This is a genomic window from Actinomadura sp. NPDC048955, from assembly GCF_040649435.1.
GTDB classification, from domain to species: Bacteria; Actinomycetota; Actinomycetes; order Streptosporangiales; family Streptosporangiaceae; genus Spirillospora; species Spirillospora luteofluorescens.
In genome coordinates this window covers 12,366-30,582 of sequence record NZ_JBEZJI010000047.1, presented here as the reverse complement: position 1 = coordinate 30,582, position 18,217 = coordinate 12,366, and the positions used below count along the sequence as shown (strand labels likewise).

The following is an 18,217-nucleotide window of genomic DNA, read 5'->3' as shown; positions in this document are numbered from 1 at the left end:
GTAACGCCGGCCGCGGCGGAAGGCCCCCGCACACGGACTGTGAGGACCATGGCCGAAGACCCCGCACGGCCGGCCCGGGCGACCGTCCTGCTCACCCCTGACGGGGTGGTCACCGGCTGGAGCGACGGCGCCGCGCGCCTGTTCGGCCCCGGCGCGGCCGCCGCGGCCGGAGCCGCGCTCACCGACCTGCTGGGCCGGCCCGGCGCGGCCGAGCAGTTGCTGGTCGCGTTGAAGGAGGCAGGGGCGGGCCGCCCCTGGAGCGGTGTGCTGCCGCTGTCGGACGAGGGCCTGGCGGTGACCTGCGACCCGATGACGGGCGCGGACGGCCGCGTCCAGGTGCTGCTGGCGGTGTCCGCGCCGTGCACCGGCGGCCTGGAACTGCTGGACGAGGCCGCCCGCCGTGTCGGCTCCACCCTCGACCCGCACCGGACCGCCCGCGAGATCGTCGCCGTCACCGTCCCGCGGTTCGCCGACGCCGGCGCCATCTACGTGCTGGAACGGCTGCTCGCCGACGACGACCAGCCCGGCGCCGAGACCGGCGGATCCGCGGTCGTGCGGCGCCTGGCCGTCGCGCTCGCCGACGACGACCCGAAGGAGTGGTCCCGCGAGTTCCCCGTCGACGAGGTCATCGTCTACCCGCCGGACACCCCCTTGGCCCGGTGCCTCGCCACCGGCGGCACGGTGGAGTTCGGCGGCGACGCCGCCCGGGACACCGTGGTCGGCCGCACGGGCCGCGTCCTGGACGGCATCGCCGACCACGTGTCGCTGCTGGCGGTGCCCCTCGTCGCGCGGGGCCGCACGCTCGGGTTCGCGGTGTTCAGCCGCAAGCGCGGCCGGCCGCCCTTCGGCCCGGACGACCGCGCCCTGGCCTCCGAGCTCGCGAGGCGCGCCGCGACCTGCGTCGACAACGCCTGCGCGTACCGGCGCGAGCACCGCACCGCGACGGCGCTGAAGGCAGCGCTGCTGCCCGCCGCCGTCACCGCCCCGCCCGGCCTGCGGATCGCGCACCGCTACCTGCCCGCCGGCAGCGGCGTCGGCGGCGACTGGTACGAGGTGGTGCCGCTGCCCGGCGGCCGGATCGCGGTGGTGATCGGCGACTCGCTCGGGCACGGCGTCACCGCCGCCGCCGCGATGGGCCAGCTGCGGGTCGCCGCGCACACGCTGGTCAGGTGCGGGTTCCCGCCCGGTGAGGTGCTCGCCCGGCTCGACGCCATCGCCCGGGAACTGGACGCCGCGCAGTTCGCGACCTGCCTGTGCCTGGTCTGCGACCCGGCGACGCTGCGGTGCGAGATGGCCGGCGCCGGGCATCCCCCGCCGCTGCTGGCCCTGCCCGGCGGCGCCGTGCGGCACTTCGCCGTCCCCCAGGGGCTGCCGCTCGGGGTGTCCGACCACGAGCACCCGGCCGAGTACCCGCAGGCGTCGGCGACGATCCCGCCGGGCGCGACCCTCGCCTTCTACACCGACGGCCTGGTGGAGAGCCGGATGCGCACCCTCGACGACGGCATCGCCCGGCTCGCCTCGGCCCTGGTCGCCTCCCAGGACGGGACGCTGGAGGAGACCGCCGACGGCGTCGTGGCCCTGCTGTCCGACCAGCGGGGCCACGACGACATCGCGCTGCTCCTGATCCGCCCCGACGGCCCCTGACCCGCCCTACAGGCCGGGGATCTCGTGGTTGCGGAACGCGTCCACGAAGTAGGTGTGGTCCTCCCGGACGATCTCGGCGTACTCGGTGCCGAACGCCACCATGGCCTCCACGAACGCCGACTCGTCCGGGCCGATCACCGCGTCGATGGCGTCCTCGACCTGGAACCCGACCAGGGTGTGGTCGGAGTCGGTGTCGGACACGCAGTGCACCTTGGCGGTGGCGCGGCCCAGGTCGTCCAGCACCGACAGCATGTCCTCGGGCTCGGTGAGGCCGCCCCAGTCCAGGTCCTCCTCGTAGGGCGACAGCTCCTGCACGACGTAGCCGACGCCGTCGATCCGGGTGTGGCCGAGCCACGGGTCGCTGTTGGCCTGCAGCGCGCGCCGCGACACGGCGGTGCGGTGCCCGTGGTGCTGGAAGTACTCGCGGATGCGGGGGTCGTCGACCACCCGGCTGGCCGCGGCGACGTTGCCCTGCTTCATCGACAGGACGACGTCGTTCTCCAGCGCCTGGGTGTTGCCCTCCACGAGGATGTTGTAGGCCGACAGCCCGGCCGAGCCGATGCCGAACCCGGACGCGCCGACGATGTCCTTGATCTCGTAGGTGAGGCTGCCGAAGCGCTTCTCGTTCGGGATGGTCGTCAGGTACTCCGCGTAGGCGGCCTCGACCTCGGCGCGCTCGGCGTCGTCCAGGCGGCGGACGCCGGGGCGGTCGCGGAACCGGCGCTCGGCCCCCGACACCACGGTCATGCCCTCCAGCAGCCCGGTCCGGGTGCCGCCCATCGCGGCGACCAGCACGTCGCGGACGTAGCCGTCGGTGGTGTCGAGCGTCAGCGCGAACTTCTCGTCGCCCTCGTGCGCGGCGAACTTGCGGACCTGGTCGACGTAGGCGCGCACGTAGGTCTCGATGAGCCGGCGGATGTCGGCGTCGGAGATCGCCTTCTGCCACGCCAGCAGCGCCAGGCTGGCCACCAGGCGCTTGACGTCCCAGGTGAAGTGGCCGACGTAGGCCTCGTCGTAGTCGTTGACGTCGAAGACGAAGACGCCGTCGTCGTTCATGTAGGTGCCGAAGTTCTGCGCGTGCAGGTCGCCCTGGATCCACACGCGGGACGTGCGCTCGTCGGCCCACGGGTCGTCGTCGTCCGAGATGTCGGCGTAGAACAGGCAGGCGCTGCCCCGGTAGAACGCGAACGGGTCGGACGCCATCTTGCGGAAGCGGCGGCGGAACTCGGCGGGGCTGCGCTCCATCAGGTCCGAGAACGCGTCGACCAGGACGTCGACGATCTGCGCCTGGCGCTCCTTCGGGTCCCGCCCGCGCAGTTCCTCGGTGATGCTCGCCATGCTCTCTCCCTCGATGATCGGACGGTCCCCGCCACGGCCGGGATGTTCCCGGTCATTGTGCCGAATCCGGACCGGTCCGGGAGGTGAACAGCGCACGCACGGCGGGTTCCGACCGCACCAGTTCCAGGGCGGTCTCCGCGTGCCCGGGGACGTAGCCGTTCCCGATGAGCATCGTGACGTCGGCGGCCAGGCCCTCCGCGCCGAGCGCGGCGGCCGGGAACGAGGTCGCCATCGAGAAGAACACGACGGTGCCGCCGGGCGCGGTGGCGAGGATCGCGCCGTGCTCGCAGCCCGGCACGTCCACGCACACGACGGTGACGTCGGCCGGCTCGCCGACGGCCGCCGCGACCGCCACCGGGTCGCGGGCGTCGGCGCGGACGACGGTGTCGGCCAGGCCCGAGGCGGCCAGCCGCTCCTCCTCCGCGGCGGTGGGGACCAGCCCGATCACCCGGGACGCGCCGGCGCGCCGGGCGGCGGCCAGCGACAGGCTGCCGCTCTTGCCGGCCGCGCCCAGCACCAGCACCACGGGGCCGCCCTCGCGCGCCGACACGACGCGGTGGGTGAGGGCCGGCGCGCCGCACACGTCCATGACGGCGAGCGCCAGCGGCACCGGCATGTCGTCGGGCAGGACGGCGGCGATGGAGCGGGCGAACAGGATCGCGTGGCCCCGCGCCGGCACCTGCTCGGACCGCCCGTCCCAGTCCGCGAGGCCGTCGGTGACCGCGAGCGGGGTGAGGGTGAGGGACACCAGGGTGGCGACGCGGTCCCCGGGCTTCAGGCCGAGCGGCGAGTCGGGCCCGGCCTCCTCGACCACGCCGACGAGCATGCCGCCCGACCCGGTCACCGGGTTGTGCATCTTGCCGCGCTCCCCGATGATCCGCAGCACCTCGGCGCGGATCGCGTCCGGGTCGCCGCCGTGCGCGGTGTGCAGCTGGCGGTAGGAGGCGGCGTCCAGGTTGAGGCGCTCGACCGCGATCCGCACCTCGTCCGGCCGGATCCGCGGATCGGGGTCCAGCCGCAGCGCGGCCTGCGGCAGGACGCCCGCGGGCTCCAGCACCCGGTGCAGCCCGACCGCCGTCCCCGTCCCGCCTCCGGTCGTCGCCATGCCGTCCTTCTCCTAACATCGGGTGGTGTTACGCAAGATATCCAGGGCACCACTGGTTTCATCGAAAGTCTTCCCGTAACGTCGGCGGTACACAAGACTTTTATGCGATCAATGTGAGGCTAGGAGGCGGTCGACGATGACCACTGCCCTGCACCCGGACGCCCTGCAGTCCGAGGAGGCCGCGCGCCAGCCGTACGCCTACCGGCGCCGGCCCCTGGTGGAGCCCGACTGGCGGCGCCTTCCGGGATGGCGGGACGTCACGGAGGCCGAGTGGGAGTCGGCGCAGTGGCAGCGCGCCCACTGCGTGAAGAACGTCCGCCAGCTGCGCCGCGTCATGGGCGACCTGCTCGACGAGCGCTTCTACGCCGACCTGGAACGTGACCAGGCCGAGCGCGCCACCATGTCGATGCTGCTGCCCCCGCAGATGCTGAACACGATGGACGCCTCCTCCACCGAGGCCTTCTACGCCGACCCCGTGCGCCGCTACATGCTCCCGGTGTTCAGCGACCGGCGCACCGACTGGCCGTCCCACCCGCACGCCTCCCGCGACTCGCTGCACGAGGCCGAGATGTGGGCCGTCGAGGGCCTCACCCACCGCTACCCCACCAAGGTCCTGGCCGAGCTCCTGCCGACCTGCCCGCAGTACTGCGGGCACTGCACCCGCATGGACCTGGTCGGCAACTCCACGCCGAACGTCGACAAGCACAAGTTCACCATCAAGCCGCCGGACCGGCTCGGCGCCATGCTGGACTACCTGCGCCGCTCCCCCGGCGTCCGCGACGTGGTCGTCTCCGGCGGCGACGTCGCCAACATGCCGTGGGCGCGGCTGGAGTCGTTCGTCGACTCGCTGCTGGACATCGACAACATCCGCGACGTCCGGCTGGCCAGCAAGGCGCTCATGGGGCTGCCGCAGCACTGGCTGCAGGACGACGTCCGCGCCGGGATGGAGCGCCTGGCGACCAAGGCGAACGCGCGCGGCGTGCAGATCGCGATCCACACCCACGTCAACGCCGCCCAGTCGGTGACGCCGCTGGTCGCCAAGGCGGCCCGCGCGATGCTCGACACCGGCATCCGCGACGTGCGCAACCAGGGCGTGCTGCTGCGCGGCGTGAACGACACGCCCGAGGCGCTGCTCGACCTGTCGTTCGCGCTCCTCGACGAGGCCGGGATCCTGCCGTACTACCTGTACATGTGCGACATGATCCCGAGCAGCGAGCACTGGCGGCTCGCGGTCTGGGAGGCGCAGGAGCTGCAGCACGCGATCATGGGCTACCTGCCCGGCTTCGCCACCCCGCGGATCGTCTGCGACGTCCCCTACGTCGGCAAGCGGTGGGTGCACCAGCTCGCCGACTACGACCGCGAGCGCGGCATCTCCTACTGGACGAAGAACTACCGCACCGGCCTGGAGCTGTCCGACCCCGACGCGCTGACCCGGCGCTACGAGTACCACGACCCGATCTACACCCTGCCGGACAAGGGCCAGGAGTGGTGGCGGCAGCGGTCGGGGACGGCCTGAGCCGTCACGGCCGACGCCTTTACGTTGTAGATCTGAAATAGGGCGGAATAGGCTGGGTCGGGTGACCTTCGACCTGACCTCCCGTTTCCCGCTCGGCGCGTCGGTGACGGCCGCCGCCCTGGAGGACGACCCGCACCCGCACCTGGCCCGGCTCCGCGAGCGCGAGCCCGTCTCCTGGCTGCCCGCGCTGGGCGGCTGGCTGGTGACCGCCCGCGGCCCGGCGCTGGAGGTCATGCGCGACGCGGCCGCCTACACCGTGGACGACCCGCGCTTCTCCACCGCGCAGGTCGTCGGGCCGAGCATGCTGTCGCTGGACGGCCCCGTCCACACCCGGCACCGCGACCCGTTCGCCCGGCCGTTCCGCCCGGCGCGGACGCGGGAGCGGTTCACCGCGTTCGTCGAGGCCGAGACCGACCGGCTGGTCGGCGCCCTGGCGCCGGCGGGCCGCGCCGAGCTGCGCGGCCGGCTGGCCGGGCCGCTCGCCGTCGCGGTCGTCACCGAGGCCCTCGGGCTGCACGGGGTGGACGCCGCGACCGTCCGCTCCTGGTACGGCGCGTTCGTCGAGGCCGTGTCGGCCATCACCGCCGGCGGCGCCGCGCCCGCGCGCACGGACGAGGCGTACCGGCTGCTGAGCGCGGCGGTGGAGGAGGCGATCTGCGCGGCGCGCCCCGGGTCGCTGCTGGCCGAGGCCGCCCGCGGCGACCTGCGCACCGCCGAGGTCGTCGCCAACGCCGCGATCCTGATGTTCGGCGGCATCGACACCACCGAGGGGATGATCGCCAACGCCGCGCTGCACCTGCTCGGGCACCCGGACCAGCTCCGCCTCGTCCTGGACGACCCGGAGCTGCTGCCCGCCGCGATCGAGGAGTCGCTGCGGCTGGAGCCCGCGGCCTCGGTCGTCGACCGGTACGCCGCCCGCGACACCGAGCTCGGCGGAGCGCCGGTCCGGGCGGGCGACCTCGTGCGGGTGTCGATCGCCGGCGCCAACCGGGACCCCTCGGTGTTCCCCGCGCCCGACCGCTTCGACGTGCGGCGCCGCAACGCCGCCGAGCACCTGGCGTTCGCGCACGGGCCCCACTTCTGCTTCGGCGCGCACCTGGCCCGGCTGGAGGCCCGCACCGCGCTCACCGCGCTGCTGGACCGCCTGCCCGGGCTGAGGCTCGACCCCTCCCGGCCCGCCCGGCCCCGCGGGCTGGTGTTCCGCAAGCCCGAGCGGCTGGACGTCCTCTGGGACGTCTGAGGACCGGTTCTGGACCGTTCCCCGCGTCGCCTCGGACGGCGCCGCTGTGGGAGCATTCGCCAATGATCGTGGAACGCCGTGTCGAGCTGCGCTTTTGCCCGGAGAGCCGCGAGGCTCAGACGCACGTCAACCTGTCCGCCGTGCGCCAGGACGGGCGCTGCCTGTGGGTGGCGGGCGACGAGACGGCCACCATCGAGCGCCTGACCGCCGTCACCGGCGAGGACGGGCGCGTCACCGGCTACGACGGGCAGGCCACCATCGCGCTCGCCGACCTCGTCCCGCTGCCGGCCGGGGCCGACGAGGAGGCCGACATCGAGGGCCTGGCCCGCGCCGACGGGTGGCTGTGGGCGATCGGCTCGCACAGCCTCAAGCGCAAGAAGATCAAACTCGGGAACGGCGACGCCAAGGCGCGCAAGCGCCTCGCCACCATCGTCCGGGAGGACAATCGCTACATCCTCGCCCGCATCCCCCTGGTCACCGGTGAGGACGGGCTGCCCACCGCCGTGGCGGAGGACGGCGACCGCACCGCGGCCGTCCTCGGCCTAGACAAGGACTCCATCGCCGACCTGCTCGCCGACGACCCGCACCTCGCGCCGTTCCTGTCCATCCCGAGCAAGGACAACGGCCTGGACGTCGAGGGCGTCGCCGTGCACGGCGACCGCCTCTACATCGGGCTGCGCGGGCCGGTGCTGCGCGGCTGGGCGGTGCTGGTGGAGATCCGCCCCGCCCCGCACCCGAGGGACCCGCGGCGCCTGCGGGCGCTGCCCGTCGGCGACGACGGCGAGCTCTACCGCACCCACTTCCTGGACCTCGGCGGCCTCGGCGTCCGCGACCTGTGCCCGCACGGCGACGACCTGCTCGTGCTCACCGGCCCGAGCATGGACCTCGACGGCCCGGTGCGGCTCGTGCGGTGGCCGGGCGCGGCCCGCGCCGACGCCGGCGAGATCGTCACGGCCGACGAGCTGGAGGTGCTGGGCGAGCTCCCCCACGGCGACGGCGACGACCACGCCGAGGGCATCGCCGTGCTGGACGAGCCCGGCACCCGCCTGCTGGTCGTCTACGACAGCCCCGCCCCCGACCGGCTCACGGCGGACGGCGGCGTCCTCGCCGACGTGCTGCATCTCGGCTGACGGGCCCCGAATAAGCGCTCGCTTTCGAGCTCTGCTTGGATGGCCCCGGTACCCGGCGGGAGTCGAGAGGGCGGGAGCAGAGCATGATCGAATGGTCCGAGGAAGACCTGATGATCCGGGACGCGGTGCGCGGCTGGATCGACGCGGAGGTCCGCCCGAACCTGGACGCGCTGGAGTCGGGCGAGCTGCCGCCCTACGACCTGCTCCGCAACCTCTACAAGACGTTCGGGATGGACGAGATGGCCCGCTCGTCCTTCCGGTCCCGGCAGGCCCGGGAACGCGAGGACGACGCGGGTGCGGCCGGCGCCGACGGATCCGGCGACGACCGGCCCGGCGGCGGCAACGCGGCGATGTCGATGCTGCCGGTCATCGAGCTGTGCAAGGTCGCGCCCGGCCTGGTCTCGGCGATGGGCGTCGGGCTCGGCCTCGCCGCCGGGACGATCATGAAACGCGGCACGCCCGAGCAGAAGGAGCGCTGGGCGCTCCCGCTGCTCACCATGGAGAAGGTCGGCGCCTGGGCGATCACCGAGCCGAACTCCGGGTCGGACGCGTTCGGCGGGATGCAGGCCACCGCCCGCAAGGACGGCGACGAGTACGTCCTCAACGGCGGCAAGACCTTCATCACCAACGGCCCCTACGCCGACACGATCGTCTTCTACTGCAAGCTCGACGACGGGGCCGCTCCGCGGGACCGGGAGATCCTCACCTTCGTCCTCGACCGGGGCATGCCCGGCCTGGAGCAGAGCCGGCCGCTGCGCAAGATGGGCCTGCACTCCTCCCCCACCGGCGAGCTGTTCCTGAACGACGTGCGCGCCGGCGCCGACCGGCTCCTGGCCTCCGGCTCCCAGGGCGGCAAGGAGTCGGCCCGCCAGAACTTCGTCACCGAGCGCGCCGGCGTCGCCGCGATGGCCCTCGGCGTCATCGAGGAGTGCCTGAAGCTGTCGGTCGAGTACGCCAAGACCCGCGAGCTGTGGGGGCAGCGCATCGGCGACTTCCAGCTCATCCAGCTCAAGCTGGCGAAGATGGAGGTCGCGCGCCTCAACGTGCAGAACCTGGTGTTCCGGCACATCGAGATGCAGCGCGCCGGGCGCTCCCCGACCCTGGCCGAGGCGTCGGCGATGAAGCTGTACGCCGCGCAGGCCGCCAGCGAGGTCGCGCAGGAGGCCGTGCAGCTGTTCGGCGGCAACGGCTACATGAGCGAGTACCGCGTGGAGCAGCTCGCCCGCGACGCCAAGTCCTTCCAGATCTACGCCGGCACCGACGAGATCCAGATCACCCACATCGCCCGCGACCTGCTGTCGCGCTGAGCGCCCCGGCGGCGTCCGCGGCCGCCGCCCCGTCCGCGAACTTCCGGGGACGGGGCGGCGTCGAAAAGGTGGAGGGCGGGTGAGGGCGATCGCCCGCCCTCGGCCCGACGGGCCTTTCTGGACAGCCGACGACGGGGACTGGATACTCACAGCTATGGACGGTCAGCCCTCATTCCCGGTGAGAGCGTCCGACACGGAACGGGACCGGGTGCTGCGCGTCCTCAGCGACCGCGTGGCCGAGGGCCGGATGTCGAACGAGACGTTCGAGCGCCGTGTCGACCAGGTGCTGCAGGCGCGCAGCAAGGCCGAGCTGGCCGACATCGTGCACGACCTGCCGGCCTCCAACCGGGTCGTGAACCGGCTGACCGGCATCATCTCCTCGGTCTCGCAGGCCACCGCGCGGATCGAGGCGGCCTGGCGGGCGCCGCGGCTGCCCCGGTTCATGCTCCCGCCGCGCGAGCTCGGCCGCATCGTCGTCGGCCGCGCCCCCGCCTGCCAGTTCATCCTCACCGACCTCACCGTCTCCCGGTTCCACGCCGAGATCCACCGCGCGGACGAGGGCTGGATGATCTCCGATCTCGGTTCGATGAACGGCACCCGGGTGAACGGGTACCGGCTGACCGGCCCGGCCCGCGTCCGGCCCGGCGACGAGGTCGGCTTCGGCAACTCCGCCTTCATCGTCACCGCCCCCTGACCCGTCCCGGGGTCTTGACGGAACCGGAAGCAGTCTTTACCTTCACCTCCAAGTTAGGAAACCTTCTTAACTCGGAGGAGCCGCCGTGCCCGTGCCCGTCCCCGGAACCCCCAGCCTGCTGCGGGCGATCAACGACCGCGCCGCGCTGGAGGCGCTGCTGGCGCGGGGGCCGCTGACCCGGCCGCAGATCTCCGACCTCACCGGACTGTCCAAGCCGACCGCCTCCCAGCTGCTGGCGCGGCTGGAGCAGGCCGGGCTCGTCGTCCGCGACGGCGTCCGCGAGGGCCTGCCCGGCCGCACCGCCGAGCTGTACCGGATCAACGGCGCCGCCGCCCACGTCGCGGGCGCCGACGTCACCCCCGCGCGGATCCGCGTCAGCGTCGCCGACCTCGCCGGGACGGTGGTCGCCGAGCACACGCTGCCGACCCCCGGCCGCACCGGCGTGGACGTCGTGGCGCGGATGGCCGCCGCGCTCGACGGGGCCGCCGCCGCGGCCGGTCTCACCCGGGACCGCATCGGCCGGGCCGTCGTCGGCATCCAGGGCGCCGTCGACCCCGCCACCGGGCGCCTCGGGTACGCCTCGCACATCCCCGGCTGGCACATCCCCGACCTGGTCGACACCCTGAGCGACGGGCTCGGCGTGCGCGTCGCGATCGAGAACGACGTCAACCTCGCCGCGCTCGCCGAGCGGGCCGGCGGGCGGGCCGAGGGCGCCGCGGACTTCGTCCTGCTGTGGGTCGCCGACGGCGTCGGCATGGCCGTCGTGCTGAACGGCACGCTGCACCGGGGCGCGACCGGCGGCGCCGGGGAGATCGGCTACATGCCCGCGGTGGGCGCCCCGCTCATGCGGGACGTGCGCCGCACCCACACCGGCGGCGTGCACAGCGTCACCGGCGGCGCGGCCGTGCTGAAGCTGATGCGCGAGCACGGCTTCCGCGGCCGGGACGCCGCCACCGCGCTCGCCCGCGCCGCCGCCGACGTGGAGACCGCCGGCCGGCGCACCGCCACGGACGCGGGCGCCCGCGCGGAACGCGCCCTCACCGAGCTCGCCACCAGGCTCGGCGCCACCCTCGCCACGGTCGTGGCCGTCATCGACCCCGCGCTCGTCGTCCTCACCGGCGACGTCCTGCGCGCCGGGGGCGAACCGCTCCGCGCACGCGTCGAACAGCACCTGCACAGCCTCACGATCCCGCGCCCCGCGGTGCGGCTCAGCACCGTCCAGGGCAACCCCGTCCTGGCCGGGGCCCTCCAGCAGGCGCTCCGGGAGACCCGCGACGAGGTCTTCACCACCACCGTCCCCTGACCCGCCGTCCGCCAGGACGCCGGCCCCTCACCACGCCGTTCCCCACCCCCTAAGGAGAACCGGAGTGCCCACCACCACAACGCGCCGGCTCGCGGCGGTCACGGCCGCCGCCGGGCTCGCCCTCGCGGCCGGGTGCACGGCCGGCGGCGACCGGTCCGGCCACGGCCCGGCGTCCGGTGAGAAGCAGACCATCGAGGTCTGGCACGGCTGGAGCGCCCCCCACGAGGTGAAGGCCTTCCAGGACGCCGTCACCGGATTCAACAAGGCCCACCCCAACATCACCGTCAAGCTCGTCAACGGCCAGACCGACGACCGCATCACCAACGCCATCCGCGGCGGGAACCCGCCGGACGTGGTGTCGTCCTTCACCACCGACAGCGTCGGGCAGTGGTGCCAGAGCGGCGCCTGGCAGAACCTCTCGCCCTTCATCGCCAAGTCCGGGCTGGACCTGAACCAGTTCCCGCGGGCGGTGCGGAGCTACACCGAGTACAAGGGCACCCGCTGCGCGATGCCGCTGCTGGCCGACGCCTACGGCCTCTACTACAACAAGAAGCTGATGAAGGGCGAGCGGCCGCCGAAGACGATGGGCGAGCTGACCGCGCTGGCCAAGAAGCTCACCGTCCGCGCCCCTGACGGGACCATCAAGGTCGCCGGGTTCATGCCCTCCGTCCAGTACTACGAGCACCAGGTCCAGCACCTGGCCCCGCAGTTCGGCGTGACGTGGCTGACCGCCGGCGGCAGGGCCAACTTCTCCGGCGACCCCGCCTTCCAGGCCTACCTGAAGTGGAACAAGAGCCTCCTCGACTGGTACGGCTACGACGACGTCAAGAAGTTCCTGCGCTCGATGGGCCAGGAGTTCGAGTCGTCCAACCCCTTCCAGAAGGGCAGGACGGCGATGGCCGTGGACGGCGAGTGGCGCACCAAGTTCATCCAGGAGGAGGCGCCCGGGCTCGACTACGGCACCGCGCCCGTCCCCGTCTCCGACGACCGGGCGAGCGCCTACGGCGGCGGGTTCATCACCGGCACCGTCATCGGGATCCCGCGCGGCGCCAGGCACGCCCCGGCGGCCTGGGAGTTCGTCCGGTACCTCACCACCGACACCGGCGCGCTGGTCACCTTCGCCAACGCGCTCGGCAACGTGCCCTCCACGATCCCGGCGCTGTCGTCGCCGAAGCTGACGCTGCCGCCCCAGTTCCGGACGTTCCTCGACGTCTTCAAGAATCCCAGCAGTTCCTCGACGCCGCCGACGCCGAACGGCAACGACTACGTCGTCCGGTTCGAGAAGTTCACCCAGGAGGAGTGGGAGCCCGGCAAGGTGGGCGACCTCGGCCGGGCGCTGAAGAAGCTCGACGGCGAGGTCGACGACTCCCTCAAGCTCGCCGGAGGCTGACCGTGGCATCCGGCTCACTGCGCCTCCCGCTCCCCGGGACGCGGGGCGGGACGGCGTCGGCGCGGGCCCGCCGGCGCCGCCGGCTCCGGACCCTGGCGTTCCTGTCGCCCTGGCTCGCCGGTTTCGGCCTGTTCTTCGTCTACCCCCTCGCCGCCACCGTCTACTTCTCCTTCACCCGCTACAACCTGTTCACGCTGGAGTACGTCGGTCTCGACAACTACACCTACCTGCTGCACGACCGCGACGCCTGGACGGCGATGCGCAACACGCTGTGGCTGGTCGCCGTGCTCGTCCCGCTGCGGGTCCTGTTCGGCCTCGGCGTCGCCCAGCTGCTCACCCGGATCAAGCGGGGCGCGGGCGTGCTGCGCTCGATCCTCTACCTGCCGTACCTGGTCCCGCCCGTCTCGGCCACGGTCGCGTTCGTGTTCCTGCTGAACCCCGGCACCGGCCCCTTCCAGACCGTCGCCGCCCGGCTGGGGATCCCGCTGCCCGACTTCTTCAACGACGCCGCCTGGGCCAAGCCCGGCCTGACCCTGCTCGGCCTGTGGGCGGTCGGCGACGTCATGATCATCATGCTGGCGGCGCTGCTGAACGTGCCCGCCTCGCTGTACGAGGCGGCCGCGATCGACGGCGCCGGCGCCTGGGCCCGGTTCCGGCACATCACGCTGCCGACCGTGTCGCCCGTCCTGGCGTTCTCCGCCGTCACCGGCGTCATCGAGACGCTGCAGTACTTCACGCAGCCGATGGTGGCGGGCAAGGTCGCGTCCGGGCGCGCGGACCTGCCCGGCGTCCAGTACTCCCCCGGCTACCCCGACGGCTCCACGCTGACCTTCCCGCAGTGGCTGTACGACCAGGGGTTCCGGCAGTTCAACATGGGCTACGCGTGCGTGCTGGCGCTCGTCATGTTCGCCACCGCGATGGCGTTCACCGTGTTCCTGCTCCGCCGGTTCCGCGCGTTCGCCGGAGAGGAGGCGCAGTGATCCCCGGAGGGCGCGCCCGCCGGGCGCTGCTGTGGCTCGCCGTGCACGCCACGGCCGTCGCTGTCGGTCTGATGTTCCTTGCGCCCCTGGCGTTCATGCTGCTGACCGCCGTGATGACCGACCGGCAGGCGCTCAGCGGCGAGCTGTGGCCGCGCGGCTGGCACTTCGCCAACTTCACCGAGGTGTTCAGCGGCGACATGGTCCGCTGGACCGTCAACAGCACCGTGTACGCGGGCCTGTCCACGCTGTTCATGCTGGTCTCCAGCGTCCCGGTGGCGTACGCGCTGGCCCGGTTCCGGTTCCGGGGCCGCAACCTGGCGCTCGTCGCGGTGATCTCGGCGATGATGCTGCCGCCGCAGGTCACCATGGTGCCGCTGTACATCGTGTGGGCCCGGTTCGAGCTGACCGGCACGCTGTGGCCGCTGATCATCCCGCAGCTGTTCGGGGACGCGTTCTCCATCTTCCTGCTGCGCCAGTTCCTGGTGACGATCCCCCGCGAGTACGCCGACGCCGCCCGCGTGGACGGCTGCGGGGAACTGCGCACGATGCTGCGGGTCGTCCTGCCGATGGCGAGGCCCGCCCTGGCGGCGGTGGCGCTGTTCCAGTTCTTCTACTGCTGGAACGACTACTTCCGGCCGCTGGTGTACGCCGACCCCGACCACTGGACGCTGGCCATCGGCGTCGCGACGTTCCGCGCCGCCCACCACGTCGAGTGGAACCTGACCATGGCCGCGACGCTGCTGACGATCCTGCCGGTGCTGGTGGTGTTCTTCCTCGCCCAGCGCGTCTTCATCCAGGGCGTGACCTTGACGGGAGTGAAAGGTTGAAGCTGACGGTCATCGGGGGCGGGTCCACCTACACCCCGGAACTGGTCGACGGGCTCGCGCGGGCGCACGCGGCGCTGCCGGTGTCGGAGCTGGTGCTCGCCGACCCCGACGCCCGGCGGCTGGAGCTCGTCGGCGGGCTCGCCGCGCGGATGCTCGCCCGCGCGGGCCACCCCGCCCGCGTCGTCACCACCGGCGACCTGGACGCGGCGGTCGCGGACGCGGCGATCGTCCTGATCCAGCTGCGCGTCGGCGGGCAGGCGGCCCGGCACGTCGACGAGACGCTGCCGGCGGCGTGCGGCTGCGTCGGGCAGGAGACGACCGGCGCCGGCGGCCTCGCCAAGGCGCTGCGCACCGTCCCGGTCGTGCTCGACATCGCCGGGCGCGTCGCCGCCCGCGCCCCGCACGCCTGGATCATCGACTTCACCAACCCGGTCGGCATCGTCACCCGCGCCCTGCTGGACGCCGGGCACCGCGCGGTCGGCCTGTGCAACGTCGCGATCGGGTTCCAGCGGCGCGCCGCGGCGCTGCTGGACGTCCCGCCCGACCGGGTCGGCCTCGGCCACGCCGGGCTCAACCACCTCACCTGGGTGCGGTCGGTCCTGCTCGACGGGCACGACGTCCTGCCGGACCTGCTGGAGCGGCACCCCGGCGACCTCGCCGCGATCTGCGGCCTTCCCGCCCCGTTCCTGCGGGCGCTCGGCGCCGTCCCGTCCTACTACCTGCGCTACTTCTACGCGCACGACCGCGTCGTCGAGGAGCAGCGCGGCGCGCCGTCGCGGGCCGAGGAGGTCGCGGCGCTCGAACGCGACCTGCTGGAGGCCTACGCCGACCCCGCCCTGGACACCAAGCCCGCCCGGCTCGCCGAGCGCGGCGGCGCGTTCTACTCCGAGGCCGCCGTGCAGCTGGCCGCGTCCCTGCTCGGCGGCCGCGGCGACGTGCAGGTCGTCAACGTGCGCAACCACCGCACGCTGCCGTTCCTGGACGACCGCGCGGTCATCGAGGTGCCGGCGCGGATCACCGGTTCCGGGGCGGTGCCGCTGCCCGTCCCGCCCCTGGAACCGCTGATCGCCGGGCTGGTCGCGCACGTGGCGGCCTACGAGGAGCTCGCCCTGGACGCGGCGCTGCGCGGCGGCGTGGACCGGGTCGCCGCCGCGCTGCTCGCGCATCCGCTCGTGGGCCAGCTGGACGTGGCCGAGCGCCTCGCCCGCGACCTGGTCGCCGCCAACCGCGCCCACCTGCCGTGGGCCGCCTGATGGCCGCGGGCGCCCTGGTCGCCGTCGACGGCGGCAACAGCAAGACCGACGCGGCCGTCGCCACCACCGCCGGCGAGCTGCTCGCCACCGTGCGCGGCGACGGGTTCCGCCCGCAGGCCGCCGGGCTCGACGGCGCGCTCGACGCGCTCACCGCGGTCATCGCCAGGGCGCTGCGGGAGGCCGGCGTCCGGCCCGGCGACGTCGTCCACCTGTCCGCCTACATGGCGAACGTCGACCTGCCGGGCGAGGAGGAGCGGCTGGAGAAGCTCCTGCTCGCCCGGGGCGCCGCGCCGAGCGTAACGGTCGGCAACGACACGTTCGCGCTACTGCGCAGCGCCGTCACCGAGGGCTGGGGCGTCGCGGTGGTCTGCGGGGCCGGCATCAACTGTGCGGGCGTCGCCCCCGACGGGCGCACCGCCCGGTTCCCCTCCCTCGGCTCCCACACCGGCGACTGGGGCGGCGGCGGGGAGCTGGGCCGCTCGGCGCTGTGGCACGCCATCCGGGGCGAGGACGGCCGCGGACCGGAGACGGCGCTCACCGCCGCGGTCGCCGCCCACTTCGGCGTGGCCCGCGCCATCGAGGTGGGCCTCGCCGTCCACTTCGGCGAGATCGGCCAGGACCGCCTCACCGGTCTCGCGCCCGTCCTGCTCGACACCGCCGAGGCCGGCGACGAGGTGGCGCGCGGCGTGGTGCTCCGGCTCGCCGAGGAGGTGGCGATCCTCGGCTCGGTCGCACTGCGCCGCCTGGGCCTGCTCGGCACCGCCGCCGACGTGGTCCTCGGCGGCGGAGTCCTGGCGGCCCGCCGGCCACTGCTCATGGACGCGGTCGCCGACCGCTACGCCGCCCTCGCCCCGCGCGCCCGCCTCCTCGTCCCCGAGGAACCCCCGCTCCTCGGAGCCGCGCTCCTCGCCCTCGACCACGTCGCCGCCCCGCCGTCCGCCCACGCGGCCCTGCGCATCGCGTTCCGCCGCCGCTGACCCGCGGTCGGGCCGCCGGTGCCCGGGTACCTACCATGGCGATGGAAGGGCGGCCCCGGGAGGACGGGAACCACGGCCCCGGGCACCGCCCTTGACGTTGTAAGGTTCGGCCGGTGCGGGAGGGGGACGCCGTGGAGATCGGGTTCGCGGTGCCGGGGTCGGGAGCGTGGGCGACCCCGCGCAACCAGGTGACGGTGGCGCGGCGGGCCGAGGAGCTCGGCTACCGCTCGCTGTGGACGCTCCAGCGCGTCCTCAACCCCGCCGGGTCGACGGACCTCACCTACCGCGGCGTCCCCGACCCTCTGATCACCCTGGCCTACCTCGCCGCCCACACCACCCGGGCGCGGCTCGGCGTCGCGGTCGTGAACCTGCCGTTCTACGCGCCGCCGATCCTCGCCAAGCAGGCCGCCACCCTCGACCACGTCAGCGGCGGGCGGCTGGACCTCGGGCTCGGGATCGGCTGGATGCGCGAGGAGTTCGCCGCGGTCGGCGCCCCGATGGCCCGGCGCGGGGCCCGCGCCGAGGAGTTCATCGCCGCCCTGCGCGCTCTGTGGGCCGGCGGGCCCGGGGACGCCGCGCGCTTCCACGGCGAGTTCTACGACATCCCGCCCGTGGTCATGGATCCGCGTCCGCTCCAGCCGTCCGGGCCGCCGATCCTGCTGGGCGGCGGGGCCGAGCCGGCGCTGCGGCGCGCGGGACGGCTGGCGGAGGGCTGGGTCAGCTCCAGCCGCGCCGACCTCGCCGCGATCGGCCGGTCCGTCGCGATCGTGCGGGAGGCGGCGCGGGAGGCCGGACGGGACGCGTCCGCGCTGCGGTTCGTGTGCCGGGGCGCGGTCCGCGTCCGCCCGGCGGGGCGGGAGGAGCGGCGCCCGCTCACCGGCTCCTTCGAGGAGATCCGCGGCGACTTCGGGGCGCTGGCCGGGCAGGGCGTCACCGAGTTGTTCCTCGACCTGAACTTCGACCCCGCGATCACCGGGCCGGACGCCGATCCGGACGCGTCGCTCGACCGCGCCCTGGAGGCCCTGGAGGCGTTCGCGCCCGGGGCCTGACTACAGCGGCGGCCGCCGCGCCTCCCAGGGGGTGCTGAGCACGACCGTGGTGCGCGTCGCGACGTTCGCGGCGGCGCGGATCTTCTGCAGCAGGTCCTCCAGCTCGTTCGGCGAGGCGACCCGCACTTTGAGGATGTAGCTCTCCTCCCCCGCCACCGAGTGGCACGCCTCGATCGCCTGCAGGTGCGCCAGCCGGTCGGGGGCGTCGTCGGGGGCGGCCGGGTCGATCGGCTTGATCGACACGAAGGCGGTCAGCGGCAGGCCGATCTGCCGGTTGTCGAGCTGGGCGGTGAAGCCCTTGATGACGCCGCGCTTCTGCAGCCGCCGGACGCGCTGGTGCACCGCCGACACCGACAGCCCCGTCTCCTTGGCCAGATCGGTGAAACTCATCCGGCCGTCGTCGGCCAGCAGGGCCATGATCTGACGATCGATCTCCTCCACGCGGGAAATCTAGCGCGCTATGG

At 73.9% G+C, this 18,217-nt stretch carries 16 protein-coding genes; 13 read left to right on the top strand and 3 right to left on the bottom strand.

The features are described 5' to 3' along the window. The first annotated feature begins 48 nt into the window (after positions 1–48). Positions 49–1,644 (top strand): SpoIIE family protein phosphatase, encoded by a 1,596-nt coding sequence (locus AB0C84_RS33060; protein ID WP_361074137.1) that lies wholly within the window; start codon positions 49–51, stop codon positions 1,642–1,644. Between the two features lie 6 nt (positions 1,645–1,650). Here the strand turns inward: AB0C84_RS33060 and AB0C84_RS33055 are convergent, their stop codons facing one another. Both AB0C84_RS33055 and AB0C84_RS33050 read right to left on the bottom strand, forming a co-directional pair. Then, positions 1,651–2,982, bottom strand: a complete 1,332-nt coding sequence (locus AB0C84_RS33055) for a DUF2252 domain-containing protein (protein WP_361074135.1) — start codon at positions 2,980–2,982, stop codon at positions 1,651–1,653. A gap of 52 nt (positions 2,983–3,034) precedes the next feature. After that, entirely contained in the window at positions 3,035–4,087 is a 1,053-nt protein-coding gene (locus AB0C84_RS33050; protein WP_361074134.1) for an L-erythro-3,5-diaminohexanoate dehydrogenase, read from the bottom strand. A gap of 136 nt (positions 4,088–4,223) precedes the next feature. On the opposite strand from AB0C84_RS33050, the gene AB0C84_RS33045 reads away from it, so the two are divergent. The 12 genes from AB0C84_RS33045 to AB0C84_RS32990 all read left to right on the top strand — a co-directional run bounded on the left by AB0C84_RS33045 (position 4,224) and on the right by AB0C84_RS32990 (position 17,753). Continuing rightward, a complete protein-coding gene (locus AB0C84_RS33045) occupies positions 4,224–5,603 on the top strand; it encodes a lysine 2,3-aminomutase (protein WP_361074132.1) in 1,380 nt (459 codons plus the stop codon). 61 nt (positions 5,604–5,664) lie between these two features. Beyond that, positions 5,665–6,843: a cytochrome P450 gene (locus AB0C84_RS33040; protein ID WP_361074130.1), complete on the top strand. Its 1,179-nt coding sequence runs from the start codon at positions 5,665–5,667 to the stop codon at positions 6,841–6,843. Between the two features lie 62 nt (positions 6,844–6,905). Next, entirely contained in the window at positions 6,906–7,973 is a 1,068-nt protein-coding gene (locus tag AB0C84_RS33035; protein WP_361074128.1) for a DUF3616 domain-containing protein, read from the top strand. A gap of 83 nt (positions 7,974–8,056) precedes the next feature. Next, positions 8,057–9,280 (top strand): acyl-CoA dehydrogenase family protein, encoded by a 1,224-nt coding sequence (locus AB0C84_RS33030; protein WP_361074126.1) that lies wholly within the window; start codon positions 8,057–8,059, stop codon positions 9,278–9,280. 154 nt (positions 9,281–9,434) lie between these two features. Further along, positions 9,435–9,974 (top strand): DUF1707 and FHA domain-containing protein, encoded by a 540-nt coding sequence (locus AB0C84_RS33025; protein WP_179841690.1) that lies wholly within the window; start codon positions 9,435–9,437, stop codon positions 9,972–9,974. An 85-nt stretch (positions 9,975–10,059) separates the two neighbouring features. Beyond that, complete coding sequence (locus tag AB0C84_RS33020) at positions 10,060–11,277, top strand: ROK family transcriptional regulator (protein ID WP_361074124.1); 1,218 nt, start codon at positions 10,060–10,062, stop codon at positions 11,275–11,277. 64 nt (positions 11,278–11,341) lie between these two features. Beyond that, the gene (locus tag AB0C84_RS33015; protein ID WP_361074122.1) at positions 11,342–12,667 is read left to right on the top strand and encodes an ABC transporter substrate-binding protein; all 1,326 of its coding nucleotides are present in this window, start codon (positions 11,342–11,344) and stop codon (positions 12,665–12,667) included. Positions 12,668–12,669: 2 nt separating this feature from the next. Then, complete coding sequence (locus AB0C84_RS33010; protein ID WP_361074120.1) at positions 12,670–13,647, top strand: sugar ABC transporter permease; 978 nt, start codon at positions 12,670–12,672, stop codon at positions 13,645–13,647. Beyond that, complete coding sequence (locus tag AB0C84_RS33005) at positions 13,644–14,474, top strand: carbohydrate ABC transporter permease (RefSeq protein WP_361074118.1); 831 nt, start codon at positions 13,644–13,646, stop codon at positions 14,472–14,474. The genes AB0C84_RS33010 and AB0C84_RS33005 overlap by 4 nt, the downstream gene beginning before the upstream one ends. Then, positions 14,471–15,727, top strand: coding sequence for a 6-phospho-beta-glucosidase (locus AB0C84_RS33000; protein ID WP_361074116.1), 1,257 nt, complete (start codon positions 14,471–14,473; stop codon positions 15,725–15,727). Before AB0C84_RS33005 ends, AB0C84_RS33000 begins: the two co-directional genes overlap by 4 nt. Next, on the top strand, positions 15,727–16,704 hold the full coding sequence (locus AB0C84_RS32995) for a BadF/BadG/BcrA/BcrD ATPase family protein (RefSeq protein ID WP_361074114.1): 978 nt from the start codon (positions 15,727–15,729) through the stop codon (positions 16,702–16,704). The genes AB0C84_RS33000 and AB0C84_RS32995 overlap by 1 nt, the downstream gene beginning before the upstream one ends. Before the next feature lie 113 nt (positions 16,705–16,817). Continuing rightward, the gene (locus tag AB0C84_RS32990) at positions 16,818–17,753 is read left to right on the top strand and encodes a TIGR03619 family F420-dependent LLM class oxidoreductase (RefSeq protein ID WP_312878880.1); all 936 of its coding nucleotides are present in this window, start codon (positions 16,818–16,820) and stop codon (positions 17,751–17,753) included. On the opposite strand, the gene AB0C84_RS32985 is transcribed toward AB0C84_RS32990, so the two are convergent. Beyond that, positions 17,754–18,194, bottom strand: a complete 441-nt coding sequence (locus AB0C84_RS32985; protein WP_179841694.1) for an Lrp/AsnC family transcriptional regulator — start codon at positions 18,192–18,194, stop codon at positions 17,754–17,756. Positions 18,195–18,217: the final 23 nt, after the last annotated feature.

Coding starts and splice junctions, on each gene's coding strand:
- AB0C84_RS33060 (WP_361074137.1), top strand. CDS start 49: ATGGCCGAAGACCCCGCACGGCCGGCCCGGGCGACCGTCCTGCTCACC.
- AB0C84_RS33055 (WP_361074135.1), bottom strand. CDS start 2,982: ATGGCGAGCATCACCGAGGAACTGCGCGGGCGGGACCCGAAGGAGCGC.
- AB0C84_RS33050 (WP_361074134.1), bottom strand. CDS start 4,087: ATGGCGACGACCGGAGGCGGGACGGGGACGGCGGTCGGGCTGCACCGG.
- AB0C84_RS33045 (WP_361074132.1), top strand. CDS start 4,224: ATGACCACTGCCCTGCACCCGGACGCCCTGCAGTCCGAGGAGGCCGCG.
- AB0C84_RS33035 (WP_361074128.1), top strand. CDS start 6,906: ATGATCGTGGAACGCCGTGTCGAGCTGCGCTTTTGCCCGGAGAGCCGC.
- AB0C84_RS33030 (WP_361074126.1), top strand. CDS start 8,057: ATGATCGAATGGTCCGAGGAAGACCTGATGATCCGGGACGCGGTGCGC.
- AB0C84_RS33025 (WP_179841690.1), top strand. CDS start 9,435: ATGGACGGTCAGCCCTCATTCCCGGTGAGAGCGTCCGACACGGAACGG.
- AB0C84_RS32995 (WP_361074114.1), top strand. CDS start 15,727: ATGGCCGCGGGCGCCCTGGTCGCCGTCGACGGCGGCAACAGCAAGACC.